The sequence below is a fragment of the Beggiatoa leptomitoformis genome, from assembly GCF_001305575.3.
GTDB classification, from domain to species: Bacteria; Pseudomonadota; Gammaproteobacteria; order Beggiatoales; family Beggiatoaceae; genus Beggiatoa; species Beggiatoa leptomitoformis.
Window position 1 is genome coordinate 2,355,488 of the sequence record NZ_CP012373.2, and the last position, 18,251, is coordinate 2,373,738.

The window sequence follows — 18,251 nt, forward strand, 5'->3', positions numbered from 1 at the left end:
ATTAAACTGTACTAGCGTGTTTGTTTGTACATTTCCCATTCGCAAGAAAACGGCTATTTTTTAACTAGAAATGGCTATATATGAACAAATCCGCCTCGACAAGATATTTTCACTTGTATCTGTTTTATAAAGCTACATTATAAAAACACGAATTCCCCTTACTCCATAATTTGTAACCAATTGAAAAACTATGTTTATATTCGGCAAAAAGCAAGAAAATTCATCAGTGACACCCGCTACAGAAATCAGTCCTGAACAGACAGCAAAACCCAGTTTATTAAATCGTTTAAAACAAGGATTAAGTCGTACCCGTGAAAACCTAACCAGTGGATTAGCGCATTTATTGCTGGGTAAGAAGGCAATCGATGCGACACTGTTGGATGAGTTAGAAACCTTGTTGTTATCCGCAGATATGGGGGTAGATGCCACGCAAGCGATGATTAAAGATTTAACCGAGCGGGCATCACGACAACAATTAAAAGATTCGGATGCTTTATTTACGGCATTACAAGCTGATATGTTGAGCTTGTTACAAACGGCTGAAAAACCCTTAGTGTTGCCTGAAAAATCAAATAAACCTTTTGTATTACTTATGGTTGGTGTCAATGGTGCAGGCAAGACTACAACGATTGGTAAATTAGCGAAACGTTTTCAGGCAGAAGGGCGGTCGGTAATGTTAGCGGCGGGTGATACATTCCGCGCGGCAGCCGTTGAGCAGTTACAAGTGTGGGGTGAGCGGAATCAAGTATCTGTTATTGCACAACAAGGGCGAGCGGACTCAGCATCAGTCATTTTTGACGCATTGCAATCGGCGACGGCAAAAGGTATTGATGTGTTAATTGCAGATACCGCAGGACGCTTGCACACACAAAGCAACCTGATGGCAGAATTGCAAAAGGTTAAGCGTGTGTTACAAAAATTGGATGATAGCGCGCCACATGAGATTATGTTGGTATTAGACGCAAGTATCGGACAAAATGCCCTAGTACAAGCGCAACAATTTCATCAAGCTGTTGGTGTAACGGGAATTACTTTAACAAAATTGGACGGTACGGCAAAAGGCGGAATGATTTTCGCGGTAGCAAAAAAACTGAATTTACCGATTCGTTTTATTGGTGTTGGCGAACAATCTGATGATTTACGAGTATTTTCTGCGGAAAATTTTGTCACTGCCTTATTAAGTCGGGAAGAATAAACCCTTCTGCTAACAATAGTAACTAGTTGAATTAAAATATTTACCGTATAGGGTGCGTTACGCGATACGAATGCACCCTACAACAATTATTATCTTTACAAGTAACAAGTTGATTACTTGCTATCGCGATTATTCTTTAACAGTCGATAATGAATGGTATAAGCAGGAACTAAAATATAATGCCAGCCTAATTTTAGCCCTGTATTCTGGAACTGCACGCAGTCGATAATAACGTAGCCTGCGCCAAATGCTTCTTCAAATACTGTTCGCATAAATAAACGCCATTCAATCATTAATGCAATACTCTGTTTACGAATAGCATCCACACTGTCTGGAATGGGAACTGCAATGGGGTTGCCTTCCAGTTCCAGTGTATTAGGGCGTAAGGGTTGATGTAATCCATCCCCCCATTCTTGGGTTGCTAAAATTTGCATTTTATCTGCTTCAACTTGCCACAAACTATTATCCCGTTTATCCGCCAGTACGTCCTCTACCCATTGGCTTCGAATACGCCAGTCAACTTGTAAACGGTCGGTCGGCAAGCCTGCATTAATTTCATCCCGCATTTCCCCATAAATATTGCGCATGTAAATATTGCTGGTTGTGCCTAAACGATGCAGATTAAAAACGGCGTTAACATGTTGCAATGGGTCAAATGTCCAAGTAATCCAATCTGTTACGCCTTGAGCAAGAATTTCCTCACGCTGTGCTAATTTTAGACGCAAGCCAATATCCCTACTCCGCCATTCGGGTAATACGCCCGTCATGTGGCTACAATGTTTATAAACCATAGAGCCATCTGCCATTCGCAAAACCAATCCCGGCCAGCCAATCACCATTCCTACCATTCTGTCTAATTCTGGAGGGCCATCAGCGGTTCTGGCAACCAGCAATATCCCCCCATTTTTTGCAATGGTCATTGCGACATGAAAGGGAATTAAATCAATATCATCCGACATCCAAACCCGTTGTTGCACCATTTGAAAGTGGCGACAATCCGTTACTGTACGCACAAGACGAATATCTAATGCATTATTATCTTTTTGTACTTCTGTAGGGATTTTTTGCATTATCGTTTTTTCTCTTAAAATGTTGAGGGTTAAATTAAAGTCATTTAGACTTAAGCATCAACTAATTTATACGTTTTCTCGTTTTGATAAACGGATTCACCCAATTTTATTAAAATGGACTTGAAATAAAACAATCACCTATTTTAAGGAGGAGTCTTAACCTGTCTTGAGAAAGCCCATTTTAGCAAGTCATCAGTAAGACTATTATCTTGTGAATATTACCATTTTATGGTGGTCATATAGATATTAAGTATTTCTGGATTTAAATTTTAGTTGAATAGTTTTAGGATTAAGTAGATTATAAATATGGTTTAGTTTTTGCATTTTTATTATTTATAGCCCTTTTTACTCAAAAATTTGAATTCACTGTTATTTATGCGTTATTACTCGATAATTCTGACGGTCACATTTCCCTTATTTTTAGGCACATTGCCGACACAAGCCGTTGAGAATAATGTGATAAACTCACCCTCTTCTCCTGTAGTGACGCAGTCTGTTGTAATCCCTACACCTGACGAGCCTACAACGGTGTCTGTCCCAGTGCTTTTAAATACTTGCCAAACACATTTGGATGCGAAACGCTTATTAACAGGTAAATCAGGTACTGCCTTTGATTGTTATAAACAAGTATTAAAAATTGAACCGCGCAATAAAACGGCTTTAGACGGGTTAGAAAGCATTGCTCGTGAATATGAAACCTTAACAAAACAAGCTATTGAGAAAGAAACCGTAGAAAAAGCACGGGTTTTTCTATCTCGATTGAAAAAAGTTAATCCAAAACATAAAGCCATTGCCGAATTAACAAAAGAAATTGATGTACTGCAACAAAAAATAACAACAACGACAGAACCTCAAGCCCCTATTGTCCCACCTGTTGAAAAACCCGTACCAACACTAACAAATACCCATCCTCATAATGGTAAGCCAACTATCTCTAACCCTGTTAATCCTATTGATAAAGTAGAGCAAAACCAAGCACCTGTTCAAATACGACCCGCACCCGATAATAAACCAGAAATAAAACCAGACAATAAAATAGAAGCTAAAAAGAATCTTAAAACATGGCAAGAACCAAACACAAAAATGGTTTTTGTCTGGATACCTGATGGGTGTTTTAATATGGGTAGCCCAGACACAGAGGGCGGGAGATATGTGGATGAGTCCCCTACGCATAAAGCGTGCGTACAAGGATTTTGGATGGGACAGACAGAAGTCACGAATGCGCAATATCGACTGTTTAAACCCAGTCATGATAGTGGAACTTACAGCGAACAATCGTTAAATGAAAATGAACAACCTGTTATAAAAGTAACATGGCAAGATGCACAAGACTATGCGCAATGGCTAAGCAAAATCGCGGGATATACCCTACAGTTACCAACAGAAACGCAATGGGAATATGCTGGGCGCGGGGGAACACAAACGCCTTATTTTTGGGGGGCTGATGCTAAACAAGCCTGTCAATATGCAAATGTCCATGATGCACATTCATTGAAATATAATCCGTTTAGTTGGTCTGGTTATGAATGCGATGACGGTTTTACAGTCACTGCTCCAGTTGGTCATTTTCAAGCGAATCCCTTTGGTTTATACGATATTGTAGGCAATGTATGGGAATGGACTTGTACAAGCTATCATGCAACATATTCTCCACCAGAAAAAGAATGTTCTGTAACACAACTATCTGAGCAAGTTGTTGTTCGAGGAGGAGCATGGAATTATCGTCCAACATTTTCACGCATGGCAGCGCGTTTTAAAATGCTCAAAACAGACTATAGTCATAGTGGTGGATTTCGTTTAGTCCGATTAAAATGAGGGTGTTTTACCCGTTTTTGTGCGTAAATAATCCTTTTTGCATCTCGATACAATCTTTTTTTTCCAAAACATTACCACTTCCCGTTTACTTATGTTTTAAACAAGCGATGTTATGCGTCTTAACTTAACCCTTAAAATCTCCTTCACAATTATCCTGCTTTTGTCTTTTGCATTGGGGATGATTAGTTTATTAAATTATTTCAAGTATGAAAAAACCTTTTCTAGTCTTGTGCAATCCCGTTTTGTTGTGTTGGTATTAGACTTAAAAAATACCTTAGAGAACAGCATTAACCTAGGGTTATCTTTAGCCGAAATTAACAACACTCAAAAAATTATTGAACGGATTGCACAACAAGACGAGCAAATTTTCTCTATTGATATTTTTGACCAAACAGGGGCATTACTCTTTAGGGCGTGTCATCAAATAGTAAAAAATGTTATATTATAGGTATATACCCAGATATCGCCAAGGATAAAACAATGAGTCGTCGCTATGCCTTAACCGATGAACAATGGTCAAAACTAGAACCGCTACTCCCTGGGCGTAAAGGACATGTCGGGATGACGGCTAAAGATAACCGCTTGTTTATTGATGCTGTTCTATTCCGTTATCGCAGTGGCATTCCTTGGCGCGACCTCCCCGAACGCTTTGGTGATTTCCGTGTCGTCCATACCCGCTTCAGTCGTTGGTCTAAGAAAGGTGTCTGGGAACGTGTTTTCAAGATACTAAGTGCCGATGCCGATAATGAATATGCCATGATAGACAGCACAATAGTTAGAGCGCATCAACATAGTAGTGGTGGTGGCGCAGATGAAGCCATTGGACGTAGCGCAGGGGGTTTAAGTACCAAGATTAACTCCGTTGTTGACGCACTGGGCAATCCGACCCTTTTTTTTTGACTGCGGGACAGGCAAGCGACCTTGAAGGGGCTGATGCTCTTATTCCTCAGATAAAGGCAAACGCTTTATTGGCTGATAAGGCTTATGATGCTGATGAACGGGTTAGAGATGTTTTAAAACAGAAAAGCATAGAACCTGTGATTCCGTTCAGGAAAAATCGTTTAAATCCACCTGATTATGATAAAGCTCTTTATAAGGCACGTTATTTAATCGAGCATTTCTTTGGTAAATTAAAGCAATATCGTGCAATAGCTACACGATATGATAAACGCGCTAGGAATTTCTTAAGTGGGGTTTATTTGGCTTCTACCTTGATTCTTTTAGCTTGAACCTTTAACCCTTCTTATTTGATGACAGGCTCTAGTACTAGCATGGTAGAAGTAGGGCAAATTGTCCCTGATAACTGGTTAAAAACACAACAACGTTTAACAAAAGAAGCCTATTGGACAGTTACTGATCAAGATGCATTTATTGTGGGTGTTCCCCTCATCAATAACTTTGGTAAAACTGTTGGTGGTGTCGCGTTACGCTCGTCTAAAGCCTATCATCAAAGTAAAGTACAAAGCATGTTCATTCAGCTATCCAAAATTTTCTTTATCGCTATTAGTAGTTTTGGAATTTTAACAATTTTAATTGTTTTTCTGTTCTTTCGTGAAATTACCCGCAGTTTTGCAAAAATGAGTGCTTCTTTACAAAAGACGGCTGACAATCCCAGCGTGATGCATGAAGATGGAATAAGCGAAAAGAAAATGAACATGTCAGAGCTAGAACAACATGTCTGTGAATTTAAAGACAAGAGCGAAGAAGCCTTAGCCGCCTTATATCAGGTGCAACAAACCCTTAAGACGCTTGAAGAAAGAACATGACAGAACAACCTATTCCAGAAAGCACCGAATACGCAAAAAAAATTCGCAATCAATTATTTACACTATCACTGATTTTATTAATTTTTTCCTCTGCGGGAATCTCTTACTTTTCCTTACAAGCATTTGAAAATGAATTAATGCCTGAAATTAATAAAAAATCAGTCGCCGTTGGCAATACGATTAATCAACTTATTCTCCGCACCGTAAGCTATGGCGTTCCTTTTGAACAATTAGAAGGCGTTGATATTTTTTTAAAGAAAGTGGTTTCTGACCATAATGACATAAAATATATCGCCATTATTAATAAAACAGGCAATATCATTTATTCACATGGCGAAACAAATAATAATCTACACACTTATTTTCATGATACTCCTAATAAAACCGTTTTAACGAATGGTGCAAGTAATATCGTTCTGCTTGAGGGGTTTTATGACACAATGATGCCCATTATTGTTGATGAACAATTAGTTGGTACGTTACATATTGGTATTGATCAAAAATTTGTTCAAAACAGCTTAGAAGAAATTACCTACGATATTCTGATTGTTCTGCTGGTTTCCCTGCTGATTACATTTGAATTATTACTTTTCCTGATTACTTTTAATATTTCCACCCCCATTCGCTTAATTAATAATGTCTTATCCCGCGCACGACGCGGCAATTTTAGCTATACGATAGCAAACCAATCCCAAGATGAAATCGGACGATTTGTCAGTGCATTTAATAATCTTATCCAGAAAGTAAATTTACAATATCAACAGATAAGCCACCAAATTGAAACCTTAGCCAATAAAGGCAAAGATAGCCTGCATCTCCTTAACGATTTTAAAGAACGCTATATAGTCAGCACAGAACCCCCCTACAAGCTCTCAGAAAAAAACCTGATAAATATTCGTATCCCTGTATTTTTATTTATGTTTGCTGAAGAGCTGTCTCGCTCATTTTTTCCCCTTTATGTCCGTGAGCTATACGCCCCCATTCCCGGATTATCCCAACAAGTGGTTATCGGGTTACCCATTTCCTTATTTATGTTTCTAGTTGCCGTTGCAATGCCTATGTCTGGGCGTTGGTCCGACTACTATGGCAGCCGTCGTATTTTCTTGATTGGATTAATTCCCAGCACCATTGGTTTTCTGGGGGCAAGCCTTGCGTTTAACTTATATGACCTGCTTTTCTGGCGTAGCTTCTCCGCCTTTGGGTACGGCATGATGTTTATTGCATGTCAAGGCTATATTGCTAATAACACCACAGCAACCAATCGTTCACAAGGCATGGCAATGTTTGTCGGGGCAGTGATGGCGGCCGCAATGTGTGGCCCTCCAATTGGTGGGATTTTGGCGGATCAAATTGGTTTTCGGGCGGTTTTTATCATGTCTGCGATTTTATCGCTACCCGCAGGAATGATGGTTTATTTATTTCTAGCGGACGAAAGTACACGTAAAAATACCAACAAATCCCAAGTAAAACCCGCGACATTTATAGAAATGCTGGTTCTTTTTAAGAATATACGCTTTGTTATCTTATCGTTACTCAGTGCATTTCCAACCAAGTTTGCCCTTACAGGATTTATTTTCTTTTTAGTTCCTTTATACTTGAATTCATTAGATAATAATCAGGCAACGATTGGGCGTGTGTTAATGTTGTATGGTATCGCTGCGATTTTAATTTCCCCTTTTTCGGCGACATTAGCCGATCGCTTAGGGAAAAAACGGCAATTTGTCAGTTTTGGCGGATTTTTGGGCGCGATTGGGATTTTATTAATTATTGAATGGCAAAATACTTTTGCCATCGTCATTAGCGTTACCCTATTGGGTATTGCCCACGCAATCAGTCTTTCCCCACAACTCGCGCTTGTACCTGATATTTGCCCTGAAGAATCACGCCGTCTTGGACAAGCAACCGTCATCAGTTTCTTTCGCTTAATTGAACGCATGGGTGCGGTTGCAGGTTCACTAATCGCCGCGATTTTTGTCGGTTTCTATGGATACACAGGTGCAATTATTGGGATTGGGATTTGGTTATTAATTAGTGCGGTGTTGTTTACCCTGTTTTTTTCTTTTCTTGGCACAACCTCAAACACCACAACAGAGGTGGTAAGCACCACATGAATAATTTACGCTTTCTAATTATTTTCCTGTTATCACTTTATAATATCGTGCTTTATGCGGATGAAACGGTTAAACCGTTTAAAATCTATATGGTGGTTTGGCGGGGAGAAACGGAAGTGGATATTGGTTTTCGTGACTACTTCAAAAATAATAAAATTCCTGCTGAATTTATTGTAAGAGATATGAATCGGGACAGTAGCAAATTTCCTGACGTTATTGCCGAGATTAAACAGACAAAACCTGATTTGGTCTATGCCGTAACAACACCCGTGACGCTTGGTCTGGTAGGCAAAGAAAAAGAAGTAAAACCCGAGAAACATATTACGGATATACCCGTTGTTTTTACATTAGTAACTGATGCCGTTAGCTCGGGCATTGTTGCTAATAATGCTTCATCTGGGCGTAATATCACAGGAACAAGTCATGTTGCACCACTTGAAACCCAATTAAATACATTGATTAGCTATAAACCGTTTAAACGATTGGGCGTTATTTATAATGAAAAAGAACAAAATTCAGTGATTATTGTGCAAGAACTTCGCGCACAAGCTAAAAAACTCAATTTTGAACTGGTCGCAATGGCAGTTCCCCTAGATGCCGCAGAACAACCATTACCCGAATTATTGCCCGATTTAGTAGAAAAAATGGCGCGGGAAAAAGTAGATTACTTATATATCGGGCCTGATTCTTTTGTCGCGGGCGCAAATGCCGATGTGCTGACACGTACCGCATTATTATATAAATTACCCACCTTTACCGCGACTGAACAATCTGTACGCAAAGCAGATGCAATGATAGGGTTGGTCAGTGGTTATTACAGTCTAGGACAATTCACTGCATACAAAGCAGAACAAATACTGGTAGAAAAAATTCCCCCTCAAGAAATTCCTATAGAAACCCTCAAGCGTTTTTCTTTTATTATTAATATGAAAATTGCAACGGCCTTAAAAGCATATCCCCCACTGCCTGTTATTCAATTTGCTGAAGTTATCAACGTGCCAACAAAACCAGCTAACTAACGTTTACGCTGTCCGCCATTTTTGCCGTTATTCAACTCAGCATCCTCAAAAAAAAGCGATAGCGAGGTAACAGCAAATAAGGTAGTGTTGTGAGTATATTCCCTTAATTTTTTTGCAGAAAAGTAATGAAAATTCTCAAAATTATTGGTGTCGTTTTTTTAGTCTTACTCTTTAGTATTATTGTTGCCAGTCAACTGATTAACCCAAACGATTATAAAAGTACGCTGGCTGAAATGGTTAAAACCGCAACAGGACGCACTTTATACATTGAGGGCGACATTAGCATCTCATTGTTGCCACGCATTAGCATAACCATGGGAAAAACATGGCTTAGTAATGCAGAAAATTTTGATAAAATTGCCTTTATTTCTATAGAAAATACTGAGATACGGTTGCAGATTTTGCCGTTGTTGATGAAACGCATTGTGCTGGAAAAAGTATTACTGTCAGGGGTTAATCTAAATTTACAACGTAATATACTGGGACAAGGGAACTGGGAAGATTTATCTAATAAATCCGCCACGACAGATAATACAGCATCAAACAGTTTTAGCATTGAGATTCAACAAACGACGTTACAACAGGCACAAATTCACTGGGATGATGTACAGCAACAACAACATTACAGTGCGACAAATTTAAATATAGACATGGGGACTCTGGCGTATCCCTTAAATCAACAAGTGCTACCGCTCCATTTAGCCAGTCAACTATTATCCACTAATTTAAAAACGGAAATAGCGTTAAATACCCAAATTCAACTGACCCCAACAAAACAGCAATATCGTTTAAACCCATTGACCATGACGCTGACAGCAACAGGGCAAGCTATTCCCAATCAGCAACAAACGTTACGGATTAATACCCAACTTTTTGTTGACATTGCGCAACAACAACTCGCTATAGATACTTTACAAATCAATTTATTAGACAATATAAATATACAGTTACAACTTAATACGCAAAATTTACTCACTAACCCACATTTAACGGGTAAACTCACTGTTCCATCTTTTGCCCCACAAATTGCCTTAAAACAACTGGGTATCAACATAAATAATAGTGATAAATTACAATCTATTAATGCGAGTGCTGAGATTGATGCCACATTGCAAGATAAAGTCAGTCTTAATAATATTAATATTCAACTGGATAAACATACTTTAACTATTCCACAAATTCAATTAGATATAAATACACAACAATTACAAATGGTCAATTTTGTGCTACAAATCGCAAATCTGAATGCAACCGCCGTTTTAACAATTCAACAACTTTTTACAAATCCCTTATTTATTGGTGAGTTAATTGTTAAACCATTTTCTTTAAAAGAATTTTTACAAACATTTGATTTTACCATTCCTGAACTTGCCTATTTGCCCTTAAAAACAGCGGCGTTGCGCTTGGCTGTAAATGGCACACGTGAAGCGTTAAAGGTGGATTTACAAGGTATTATCGATGATAACAACGCATCTATCAATAATTTGCAAATAAATGTACCCGCCAAAACAGCAACGTTAGAACAATCCGTATTAAGTGCTTTTGGGCTACGTCTGACAGGACAAGCCAATTTTACGCAATGGACAACCCAACCCGTCCTGTTAGGCACGATACAACTAGCCAGCTTTAGTCCACGTGAACTATTGAAAAAATTAAATATTTCTCCGCCCAGTACCCGCGATGCAAAGGCTTTAGACGCGGCGGAATTAAGTCTGCAAGTTAAGAGTGATTTACATAGCGTACAATTAACCGATATTAACTTACGTGTAGATCAAAGCCGTTTACGCGGTTATATCAACGTAAGTGCGTGGCAACCATTAATAGGAAAACTCGCGTTGCAAGTGGATGATATTGATGCAGACCGTTATTTAGCACCGACACAAACCGCCAATAATAAGTCGACAAACACAATCTTACCCGACTTGCCTTGGGCAGAAATACAGGCAACCAATCTGCAAGGCACAATCATGATTGATACGCTAAAGATGAATGATATTATTGTGAAAGATACGGCAATTGTGATTGAGTAATGAATATAGTCACTGATACACCAGAATCTTCCCCCCTCGATAATCCGCTAGCCATTATTGAGGGCGCGCCTTTTATTGATTTACCTGATGATTTATATATTCCGCCTGATGCGCTAAAGGTTTTTTTAGAACAGTTTGAAGGCCCTTTAGACTTATTGCTGTATCTCATCCAACATCAAAATATCAATATTTTAGATATTCCGATTGCCGAAGTTACACGTCAATACTTGCAGTTTATTGATTTAATGAAAGATTTTCAGCTTGATTTGGCGGCTGAATATTTAGTGATGGCGGCTGTTTTAATGGAAATTAAATCGCGCTTGTTATTACCTGAACATCAAGCACGTGCTGAAGATGACCCAGCAAATGACCCTCGAGCAAAACTAGTTCAACAACTACAGGAATATGCCCGTTTTAAAAAGGCGGCAGAAACATTTGCTGTCATGCCCCAAGTCGGGCGGGAGCTTTTCCCTGTTAGCGTGGATACGCCAGAAATCCCCTATGAAGTGATTATTCCGACTATTCCATGGTCAGCTTTATTACTTGCTATGAAAGAATTAATGGCACGTGCTGCCTTGTTTCGTTCACATCAAATTATGCTAGAGCCTTTATCTGTACGTGAACGCATGGGAATGATATTGGCGTGTTTAGAACAAGGGCGAGCAGTGGCGTTTATTCACCTATTTACCGTAGAAGAAGGACGGGCGGGTGTTGTTGTCACCTTATTAGCCATTTTAGAATTAGCCAAAGAATCCCTGATTACAATTACACAAGCGGAAATATTTAGCCCGATTCAAGTAGAAAAAAATACTGAACATCTACATATCAAATTGACGGCACTCAGTGATTATTAAATTGTTTGTTCTGCATTACCGATTATATTTGTTGTCAGGATTTACATCATTTTGCTCGTTACCAAGCTCTGCTCGGTAATGCCTGCCTTGCAAGCTCCGCTTGCCGAGTACAAGCGGACTTAGGCGTGGGGCGTTCAAGTACCCGCCAAGCATTACCAAGTGAAACTTGGTAACGAGCAATACTTTTTTACGGAAATCTGTTGAATAGGTCATTTCTTATTCTCTTTTTAAAATACGGTTACTATATTTGTTGTCAGGATTTACATCATTTGGTACAACCCTATTTATAACTCTTTTTATTCACTAATTGGGAGATTATTGGCATGGATAGTTTTCAAATAGGTCACGCCAGTGCAACACAATGGCAAGAAGCAATGGAAAGTTGTCTTGCACAAATGGACTTAAATAAACCTGCCAACTTAGGCTTTTTATATCTAACGGATAAATTTGCTGAGTCTGTCTATGATATTTTGTCGCACTTAAAACACCGTACTCAAATAGAACATTGGGTGGGTACAACGGGAATTGGTATCTGCTGCACAGGACAAGAATATTTTAATTCCCCTGCTATTGTGATGATGTTAGGTCAATTTCCTGAAAATTCTTTTAATATTTTTAGTACCACTAATGAAGATTTTGACGATTTTGTCAGCACGCATCAAACATGGTTAGCGAGCAAACAACCGTTATTTGCTGTTGTACACGGCGACCCACGCAATCAAAAAATTGCGCATCAAATCACGCAATTGAGTGAACGCATGGGCGAGGGGTTCTTAGTAGGTGGCTTAACCAGTTCGCGCCAACACTATTTTCAAATAGCGGATAATATTACAGAAGGTAATTTATCGGGCGTAATGTTTGACAGTAATGTTGTGGTAACAACCCGTTTAACACAGGGGTGTGCAACCATAGGGCAACGTCATCAAATTACTGAATCTAGCTATAACGTACTGGTTAAATTAGATGACCGTCCAGCACTAGATGTTTTTAATGAAGATATAGGTGAAGAATTAGCCAATGATTTAAATCAAGTTGCGGGGCATATTTTTGCAGCCTTACCTGTGCAAGGCTCAGACACAGGCGATTATTTAATCCGTAATTTAGTCGGGATTGATAAGGAAAATAAATTAGTGGCTATTGGTGAATTAGTGAATACAGGAACACCCATTATATTTGCTCAGCGCGACTCACGAACAGCCCGCGAAGACCTGATAAAAATGCTGAATAATATTAAAAAAGGTCTAACAACCACGCCAAAAGGGGGCGTTTATTATTCTTGCTTAGGACGGGGTGCAAATTTATTTGGGGAAAACTCTGAAGAGCTAAAGATTATCCAATCGGTATTAGGCGATGTTCCACTGGTTGGTTTTTTTGCTAATGGGGAAATTTCGCACCAACGCTTGTATGGTTATACAGGGGTATTAACCTTATTTTTATAACCTGACCGCAGATAACACCGTTTGAAGCGGTGTTATCTGCCTTCCCACAACCAGACATTAAAGCCAGTCTGAATAAAGTTTATTCCGTTAATAAATTACCAAATACGCTCCAACGCCCACAAATCTGCCACATTCTCCCGTTGGCGAATCACACGACATTCTGCACCCTGTACCATAATCTCGGCAACACGTGGACGGCTGTTATAATTCGAACTCATTGCAAAACCATACGCACCTGCTGAACGAATCGCTAATAAATCATCTGGTTGTAAAGATAGATTACGGTCTTTTGCTAAAAAATCGCCTGTTTCACAAATAGGTCCTACAATGTCATATTCTTGTGATGATATATCTTCACGCGGTATGACAGGGCTAACGGCTTGCCACGCGCTATACAATGCAGGGCGGATTAAATCATTCATTGCCGCATCAACAATGGCAAAATGCTTTTCAGGTGTTTGCTTTAAATATTCTACTTTGGTTAACAGAATACCTGCATTTGCAACGATAACGCGCCCCGGTTCAAACACAATTTGATAAGGCGCATTACCTAAAATAGCTTGTAAGGCTTGCGCATACTCGACAACACTCGGTGGTGTTTCCGCATCATATTGCACCCCTAAACCGCCACCAAAATCAACATGTTTCAGCTCAATTCCTTGTTGCTTTAAGGTAGCGACTAATTGCATAACACGCTGTGCTGCATCAATAAAAGGTGTAATTTCGGTCAGTTGTGAGCCGATATGACAATCAACCCCTGTTACTTCAATATGTGGCAACTGAGCAGCCGTTGCATAAACCAATGGTGCAAGTGCGATATCAATACCAAACTTATTTTTTTTCATTCCCGTAGAAATATACGGGTGCGTTTTAGCATCCACATCAGGATTAACACGCAATGAAACAGGCGCGCGCTTGCCCATTTTGCCCGCAACGTCATTAAGGCGGAATAATTCTGCTTCTGATTCAACATTAAAACAAAAAATACCAAGCTCTAATGCTCTCTGCATTTCAGCAATGGTTTTACCCACGCCAGAAAATACAATTTTGTTTGCCTGTCCACCCGCGTGTAAAACCCGTTCTAATTCGCCACCAGATACGATGTCAAAACCTGCACCGAGTTGTGCTAAGGTATTTAATACAGCAAGGTTTGAATTTGCTTTTACTGCATAACAAATCAAATGCGGATAAGCGGTTAAGGCTCTATCAAAAGTTCGCCATTGCTGTTCAATAGCGGTGCGCGAATAAACATAACAAGGCGTGCCATACTGCTCAGCAATGCTCACTAAACTAATATCTTCAGCGTGTAACACGCCGTTTCTATACTGAAAACAATCCATTTATTTATTCTCATTGGTTTTAGAATGTACGGGAATCACGGGGCTTTTTTTAGACAAAGCTTGTACATCATCAGGCACTGGACGGACTAAATCGCCTTTTTGCCCACAAGCAGTCAAATAGCAAAGCAATAATACAATACATAAACCGTATGTTTTTTTCATAGTATTTGCGGAAAATAATGGGGAATGACGGGTAAAATTGTATGATTTCTCATGGATAACAAGCAACACAAGCAATAAAATCACGGTATGATAAGATAAAACTTTTTATCTCAACGTGTGTTACTATGCAAGATTATGAGTTACATAAAAAAGTTGTTATTTTAATCCCTGCAAAGAATGAAGCTCAAAGTGTTGGAACGGTTATTCAGGGCATTCAACGCTGTTTTTTTGGGCAAATTGTTGTCATTGATGATGCTAGCCAAGATGACACTGCAACAATTGCTCGTCAAGCAGGGGCGTATGTTATCCCGCTGGCTTATTCACTCGGTGCGTGGGGCGCAACACAAACAGGCTTGCGTTATGCGTGGCAACAAGGATATGACATCGCCATTACGATGGACGCAGACGGACAGCACGAACCCGAATCAATCCCAACACTGTTAGCAACACTCGCCCCCGCGTATTGTGATGTTGTGATTGGCGCGCACCCCCAACGTGGAAGCCTAGCGCGTCGCTTGGCGTGGTCACTGTTTCGCTGGTTATCGGGTGTTACTTTAGAAGATTTAACTTCTGGCTTAAGAGGTTATAATAAAAAAGCCATTGCGATTTTAGCCTCTAATGAAGCGACATTATTGGATTATCAGGATATGGGTGTTTTAATGTTATTATCCCAAAATAACTTACTCATTGAGGAAGTGCCAATTCTCATGTATCCACGTAGCAGTGGGCATTCTCGCATTTTTAGCTCATGGTGGGCAGTCACGCACTATATGGTTTATACCTTGACGCTCTGTCTTGCCCGCTCAAAACGGATTAGAATTCGGCAATTACCTCTTACTCCTACGATTTTTAAATGACCTATCAAGTGACTTCCGCCGTATTAGGATTAGGACTTGCTACCACCATTTTATGGTTAATTCGTCGTGACCGTTTACATGGTCATCATGCCTTTTGGTGGTTATTAACTGCGTTTCTAGTCGTCATTCTAGGGATTTTTCCTAGAATCATTGATTTTTTTGCCTTACAACTGGGGATTAGTTATCCACCAACCTTATTATTTGTATTGGGCATGAGTATGATTTTAATAAAAGTATTAAGTATTGATTTGCATCAATCGCAACTAGAACGCAAAATGCGCCGTTTAGCACAACGTTTGGCTCTTTTAGAAGCAGAGCAGATGAAACAACCGCCTGCGCAGAATAATGAAACGGATTAGTTATTTTTTACACAGAGATGCACAATCATGCCTGATATTACTGACGATTTAAAGCAATCACCCACCGTAGAATCCACACCAATACCTGACACTATTACACCGACCGTTGATTTTGTCGATTCAAGCGCGGTTATAATACCCTCAGAATCTTCTGAATCCGTTGATAGTCTTGCTGATTTTACGGTTGATTTTGTTGCAGCTTTGTTTCCTGCTGTTTCACGGCGCAATATTGAAAAATATTTACCCGAAATATTATCTGCTTTTAAAATCATGGGATTAATTGATAAAAAATTGGTATTGCTTGCATTAGCAACTATCCGTGTAGAATCTGTGCGTTTTGAACCCATTAGCGAATATAAGTCTAAGTTTAATACTTCCCCTGATGGGCATCCATTTAATTTATATGATAATCGTGCAGATTTAGGCAATCGGGGTGAGCCTGATGGAGAGCGTTTTAGAGGACGGGGATTTATTCAATTAACAGGGCGTGTTAATTATGCAAAATACAGCGAACGATTAAAATTAAGCACTCAGTTAATTGATAATCCAGACTTAGCTAATGATCCTACTATTGCATCGCGTTTATTGGCACATTTTATTTTGGACAAAGAAGCCAGAATAAAACGTGCATTAGAAGCAAATGATTTAAAAAGTGCGCGTCGGGCTATTAATGGTGGTTCACACGGTTTGAAAGAATTTAGTGAAGCTTATCAAAAAGGTTTAGCCCTCTTAACTGTGTAGCTTAGACAGTGCAAAGGGATTTGCACCCTCTAATAATATTAATGATGAATTTCTGCTAAAAACCGAAAAATGTCCGCATTTTCACAAAATGCCGCATTAAAGCGTAACCAAGGTGAAGATTCTTGATGTGGGCGAAATACATTCCCCGGTGCAAGCATAATTCCCTGTTTGGCGGCTAAACTCGCAATATGGGCGGCATCGTGACAATCTGGTAACTTCGCCCAAATAAATAAACCGTGTTCAGTTTCTGCAAAAATTTCCAATCCTGCTTTTTCTAGTTGTTTCATGGTTTTTTCACGCGCGATTTGCACGCGCATCCGCAATTTATCCAAATGTTTACGGTAATAACCATCAACAAGTACTTGGTGTACAACGCGTTCATTGGTTTCTGAGGTTGTTAAACTGGTTAATAATTTTAGGTCAACTAATGCGTGTAATATGTCCGCTCGAGCAGCAAGAAACCCAACTCGCACACTGGTAGTAATCGTTTTAGAAAAACTGCTGATATAAATCACGCGCTGTAAATGGTCTAACGTTGCTAAACGTGGCACATTTGACGGGCTAAAATCACCATAAACATCGTCTTCAATAATAGTTAAATCATATTTTTCCGCGAGTTGTAAAATACGATGGGCATTGGCTTGGCTTAAACTAGTTCCTGTTGGGTTATGCAAGACGGTATTTGTAAAAAATACTTTTGGCTTATATCGTTGAATCAGTGACTCCATTACTTGTGTGTCAGAACCATCTAGTGTGCGAGGTACACCCACTAATGTTGCCCCTAAGGCTTTTAAATGACCAAATAACGTGTAATAACCGGGGTCATCAACCAATACAGCATCACCGGGGCGTACCAAATAACGTCCAACTAAGTCTATGGCATGTGTAGCCCCATAGGTGGTTATAATATTCTGTATTGTCGTGACAATGCCCAGTTCCGCAAGGCGTTTTTGTAAGTCTTGACGTAAGGGCGTATAGCCATAAATATTGCCATATCCACCGCTTGCGTAGTCGTGATGCCGTGACACTGTCCGCATGGCTTTTTGTAAACTGGCTTCATCGCGCCATTCCACAGGTAACCAGCCACAACCGGGGGAAGCGTAATGGTCACTCGTATGAAAAGATTGATGTAACAACCATAAGACATCAACAGCCCGTTCTAAATGACAGGGATTTTCTATAATCACTTCATTGGTGATTGGTTTAGTAACATAAAATCCTGAGCCTTTCCGTGATTCTAAATAGCCTGATGCCACTAATTTATCGTAGGCTTGAACAACCGTAAAACGACTAATGCAGTGTGTTTCTGCAAATTTGCGAATAGAAGGCAAGCGTGTTCCGTTGCGTAGTATTCGCGTATCCACTTGTTGTTGAATCCCGCGCACAATTTGTTCTATTAAAGAAACAGTGTCCTGATTATTTAGACTAATTAAGGACATAACCAACTCCATGCCCTTAATATAGGGCAACAAATTTCTTAAATTACTTGCGGT

At 39.6% G+C, this 18,251-nt stretch carries 18 protein-coding genes; 13 read left to right on the top strand and 5 right to left on the bottom strand.

The features are described from left to right. The first annotated feature begins 190 nt into the window (after positions 1–190). A complete protein-coding gene (ftsY, locus tag AL038_RS09810; protein WP_062152334.1) occupies positions 191–1,195 on the top strand; it encodes a signal recognition particle-docking protein FtsY in 1,005 nt (334 codons plus the stop codon). Positions 1,196–1,308: 113 nt separating this feature from the next. Here the strand turns inward: ftsY and AL038_RS09815 are convergent, their stop codons facing one another. Next, complete coding sequence (locus AL038_RS09815; RefSeq protein WP_062152336.1) at positions 1,309–2,265, bottom strand: hypothetical protein; 957 nt, start codon at positions 2,263–2,265, stop codon at positions 1,309–1,311. Positions 2,266–2,640: 375 nt separating this feature from the next. On the opposite strand from AL038_RS09815, the gene AL038_RS09820 reads away from it, so the two are divergent. From AL038_RS09820 to AL038_RS09855, 8 genes are all read left to right on the top strand, one after another. Continuing rightward, the gene (locus AL038_RS09820) at positions 2,641–4,080 is read left to right on the top strand and encodes an SUMF1/EgtB/PvdO family nonheme iron enzyme (RefSeq protein ID WP_062152338.1); all 1,440 of its coding nucleotides are present in this window, start codon (positions 2,641–2,643) and stop codon (positions 4,078–4,080) included. A gap of 112 nt (positions 4,081–4,192) precedes the next feature. Further along, positions 4,193–4,528: a hypothetical protein gene (locus AL038_RS09825; protein WP_062152340.1), complete on the top strand. Its 336-nt coding sequence runs from the start codon at positions 4,193–4,195 to the stop codon at positions 4,526–4,528. Between the two features lie 32 nt (positions 4,529–4,560). Next, positions 4,561–5,309, top strand: a protein-coding gene (locus AL038_RS09830; protein ID WP_101539186.1) for an IS5 family transposase whose coding sequence is annotated in 2 segments (ribosomal slippage) — positions 4,561–4,975 and positions 4,975–5,309 — 750 coding nt in all. Because the reading frame shifts where the segments join, the coding sequence is not laid out codon by codon here. 18 nt (positions 5,310–5,327) lie between these two features. Next, complete coding sequence (locus tag AL038_RS09835) at positions 5,328–5,846, top strand: hypothetical protein (RefSeq protein ID WP_145917088.1); 519 nt, start codon at positions 5,328–5,330, stop codon at positions 5,844–5,846. Further along, entirely contained in the window at positions 5,843–7,957 is a 2,115-nt protein-coding gene (locus AL038_RS09840) for an MFS transporter (RefSeq protein WP_062152344.1), read from the top strand. The genes AL038_RS09835 and AL038_RS09840 overlap by 4 nt, the downstream gene beginning before the upstream one ends. Continuing rightward, positions 7,954–8,976 carry an ABC transporter substrate-binding protein gene (locus AL038_RS09845; RefSeq protein WP_062152345.1) on the top strand — a complete coding sequence of 341 codons (1,023 nt, stop codon included), beginning with the start codon at positions 7,954–7,956 and terminating at the stop codon, positions 8,974–8,976. The genes AL038_RS09840 and AL038_RS09845 overlap by 4 nt, the downstream gene beginning before the upstream one ends. Positions 8,977–9,101: 125 nt before the next feature. Beyond that, positions 9,102–11,006: an AsmA family protein gene (locus tag AL038_RS09850; RefSeq protein WP_062152347.1), complete on the top strand. Its 1,905-nt coding sequence runs from the start codon at positions 9,102–9,104 to the stop codon at positions 11,004–11,006. Then, the gene (locus AL038_RS09855) at positions 11,006–11,860 is read left to right on the top strand and encodes a segregation and condensation protein A (protein WP_062152349.1); all 855 of its coding nucleotides are present in this window, start codon (positions 11,006–11,008) and stop codon (positions 11,858–11,860) included. The genes AL038_RS09850 and AL038_RS09855 overlap by 1 nt, the downstream gene beginning before the upstream one ends. A gap of 15 nt (positions 11,861–11,875) precedes the next feature. On the opposite strand, the gene AL038_RS09860 is transcribed toward AL038_RS09855, so the two are convergent. Further along, positions 11,876–12,073 (bottom strand): hypothetical protein, encoded by a 198-nt coding sequence (locus AL038_RS09860; RefSeq protein ID WP_062152351.1) that lies wholly within the window; start codon positions 12,071–12,073, stop codon positions 11,876–11,878. A 110-nt stretch (positions 12,074–12,183) separates the two neighbouring features. Here AL038_RS09860 and AL038_RS09865 point away from each other — a divergent pair, with 110 nt between their 5' ends. Further along, positions 12,184–13,299 carry an FIST signal transduction protein gene (locus AL038_RS09865; protein WP_062152353.1) on the top strand — a complete coding sequence of 372 codons (1,116 nt, stop codon included), beginning with the start codon at positions 12,184–12,186 and terminating at the stop codon, positions 13,297–13,299. 95 nt (positions 13,300–13,394) lie between these two features. On the opposite strand, the gene lysA is transcribed toward AL038_RS09865, so the two are convergent. Next, entirely contained in the window at positions 13,395–14,639 is a 1,245-nt protein-coding gene (lysA, locus tag AL038_RS09870; protein WP_062152355.1) for a diaminopimelate decarboxylase, read from the bottom strand. Continuing rightward, positions 14,640–14,801 (bottom strand): LPS translocon maturation chaperone LptM, encoded by a 162-nt coding sequence (lptM, locus tag AL038_RS09875; protein ID WP_145917089.1) that lies wholly within the window; start codon positions 14,799–14,801, stop codon positions 14,640–14,642. Between the two features lie 125 nt (positions 14,802–14,926). Here lptM and AL038_RS09880 point away from each other — a divergent pair, with 125 nt between their 5' ends. The 3 genes from AL038_RS09880 to AL038_RS09890 are packed head-to-tail and all read left to right on the top strand — an operon-like array spanning position 14,927 to position 16,758. Continuing rightward, entirely contained in the window at positions 14,927–15,658 is a 732-nt protein-coding gene (locus tag AL038_RS09880) for a glycosyltransferase family 2 protein (protein ID WP_062152357.1), read from the top strand. Further along, a complete protein-coding gene (locus tag AL038_RS09885; RefSeq protein ID WP_062152358.1) occupies positions 15,655–16,017 on the top strand; it encodes a DUF2304 domain-containing protein in 363 nt (120 codons plus the stop codon). Before AL038_RS09880 ends, AL038_RS09885 begins: the two co-directional genes overlap by 4 nt. A 27-nt stretch (positions 16,018–16,044) precedes the next feature. Further along, positions 16,045–16,758 carry a glycoside hydrolase family 19 protein gene (locus AL038_RS09890; RefSeq protein ID WP_062152360.1) on the top strand — a complete coding sequence of 238 codons (714 nt, stop codon included), beginning with the start codon at positions 16,045–16,047 and terminating at the stop codon, positions 16,756–16,758. Positions 16,759–16,796: 38 nt separating this feature from the next. Here the strand turns inward: AL038_RS09890 and AL038_RS09895 are convergent, their stop codons facing one another. Beyond that, on the bottom strand, positions 16,797–18,197 hold the full coding sequence (locus AL038_RS09895) for an aminotransferase-like domain-containing protein (protein ID WP_066246120.1): 1,401 nt from the start codon (positions 18,195–18,197) through the stop codon (positions 16,797–16,799). Between the last annotated feature and the right edge of the window lie 54 nt (positions 18,198–18,251).

What these genes read in the sequence shown, in the direction of transcription:
- ftsY (WP_062152334.1), top strand. Translation starts at nt 191, where the DNA reads ATGTTTATATTCGGCAAAAAGCAAGAAAATTCATCAGTGACACCCGCT.
- AL038_RS09815 (WP_062152336.1), bottom strand. Translation starts at nt 2,265, where the DNA reads ATGCAAAAAATCCCTACAGAAGTACAAAAAGATAATAATGCATTAGAT.
- AL038_RS09820 (WP_062152338.1), top strand. Translation starts at nt 2,641, where the DNA reads ATGCGTTATTACTCGATAATTCTGACGGTCACATTTCCCTTATTTTTA.
- AL038_RS09825 (WP_062152340.1), top strand. Translation starts at nt 4,193, where the DNA reads ATGCGTCTTAACTTAACCCTTAAAATCTCCTTCACAATTATCCTGCTT.
- AL038_RS09840 (WP_062152344.1), top strand. Translation starts at nt 5,843, where the DNA reads ATGACAGAACAACCTATTCCAGAAAGCACCGAATACGCAAAAAAAATT.
- AL038_RS09845 (WP_062152345.1), top strand. Translation starts at nt 7,954, where the DNA reads ATGAATAATTTACGCTTTCTAATTATTTTCCTGTTATCACTTTATAAT.
- AL038_RS09850 (WP_062152347.1), top strand. Translation starts at nt 9,102, where the DNA reads ATGAAAATTCTCAAAATTATTGGTGTCGTTTTTTTAGTCTTACTCTTT.
- AL038_RS09855 (WP_062152349.1), top strand. Translation starts at nt 11,006, where the DNA reads ATGAATATAGTCACTGATACACCAGAATCTTCCCCCCTCGATAATCCG.
- AL038_RS09860 (WP_062152351.1), bottom strand. Translation starts at nt 12,073, where the DNA reads ATGACCTATTCAACAGATTTCCGTAAAAAAGTATTGCTCGTTACCAAG.
- AL038_RS09865 (WP_062152353.1), top strand. Translation starts at nt 12,184, where the DNA reads ATGGATAGTTTTCAAATAGGTCACGCCAGTGCAACACAATGGCAAGAA.
- lysA (WP_062152355.1), bottom strand. Translation starts at nt 14,639, where the DNA reads ATGGATTGTTTTCAGTATAGAAACGGCGTGTTACACGCTGAAGATATT.
- lptM (WP_145917089.1), bottom strand. Translation starts at nt 14,801, where the DNA reads ATGAAAAAAACATACGGTTTATGTATTGTATTATTGCTTTGCTATTTG.
- AL038_RS09880 (WP_062152357.1), top strand. Translation starts at nt 14,927, where the DNA reads ATGCAAGATTATGAGTTACATAAAAAAGTTGTTATTTTAATCCCTGCA.
- AL038_RS09885 (WP_062152358.1), top strand. Translation starts at nt 15,655, where the DNA reads ATGACCTATCAAGTGACTTCCGCCGTATTAGGATTAGGACTTGCTACC.
- AL038_RS09890 (WP_062152360.1), top strand. Translation starts at nt 16,045, where the DNA reads ATGCCTGATATTACTGACGATTTAAAGCAATCACCCACCGTAGAATCC.
- AL038_RS09895 (WP_066246120.1), bottom strand. Translation starts at nt 18,197, where the DNA reads ATGTCCTTAATTAGTCTAAATAATCAGGACACTGTTTCTTTAATAGAA.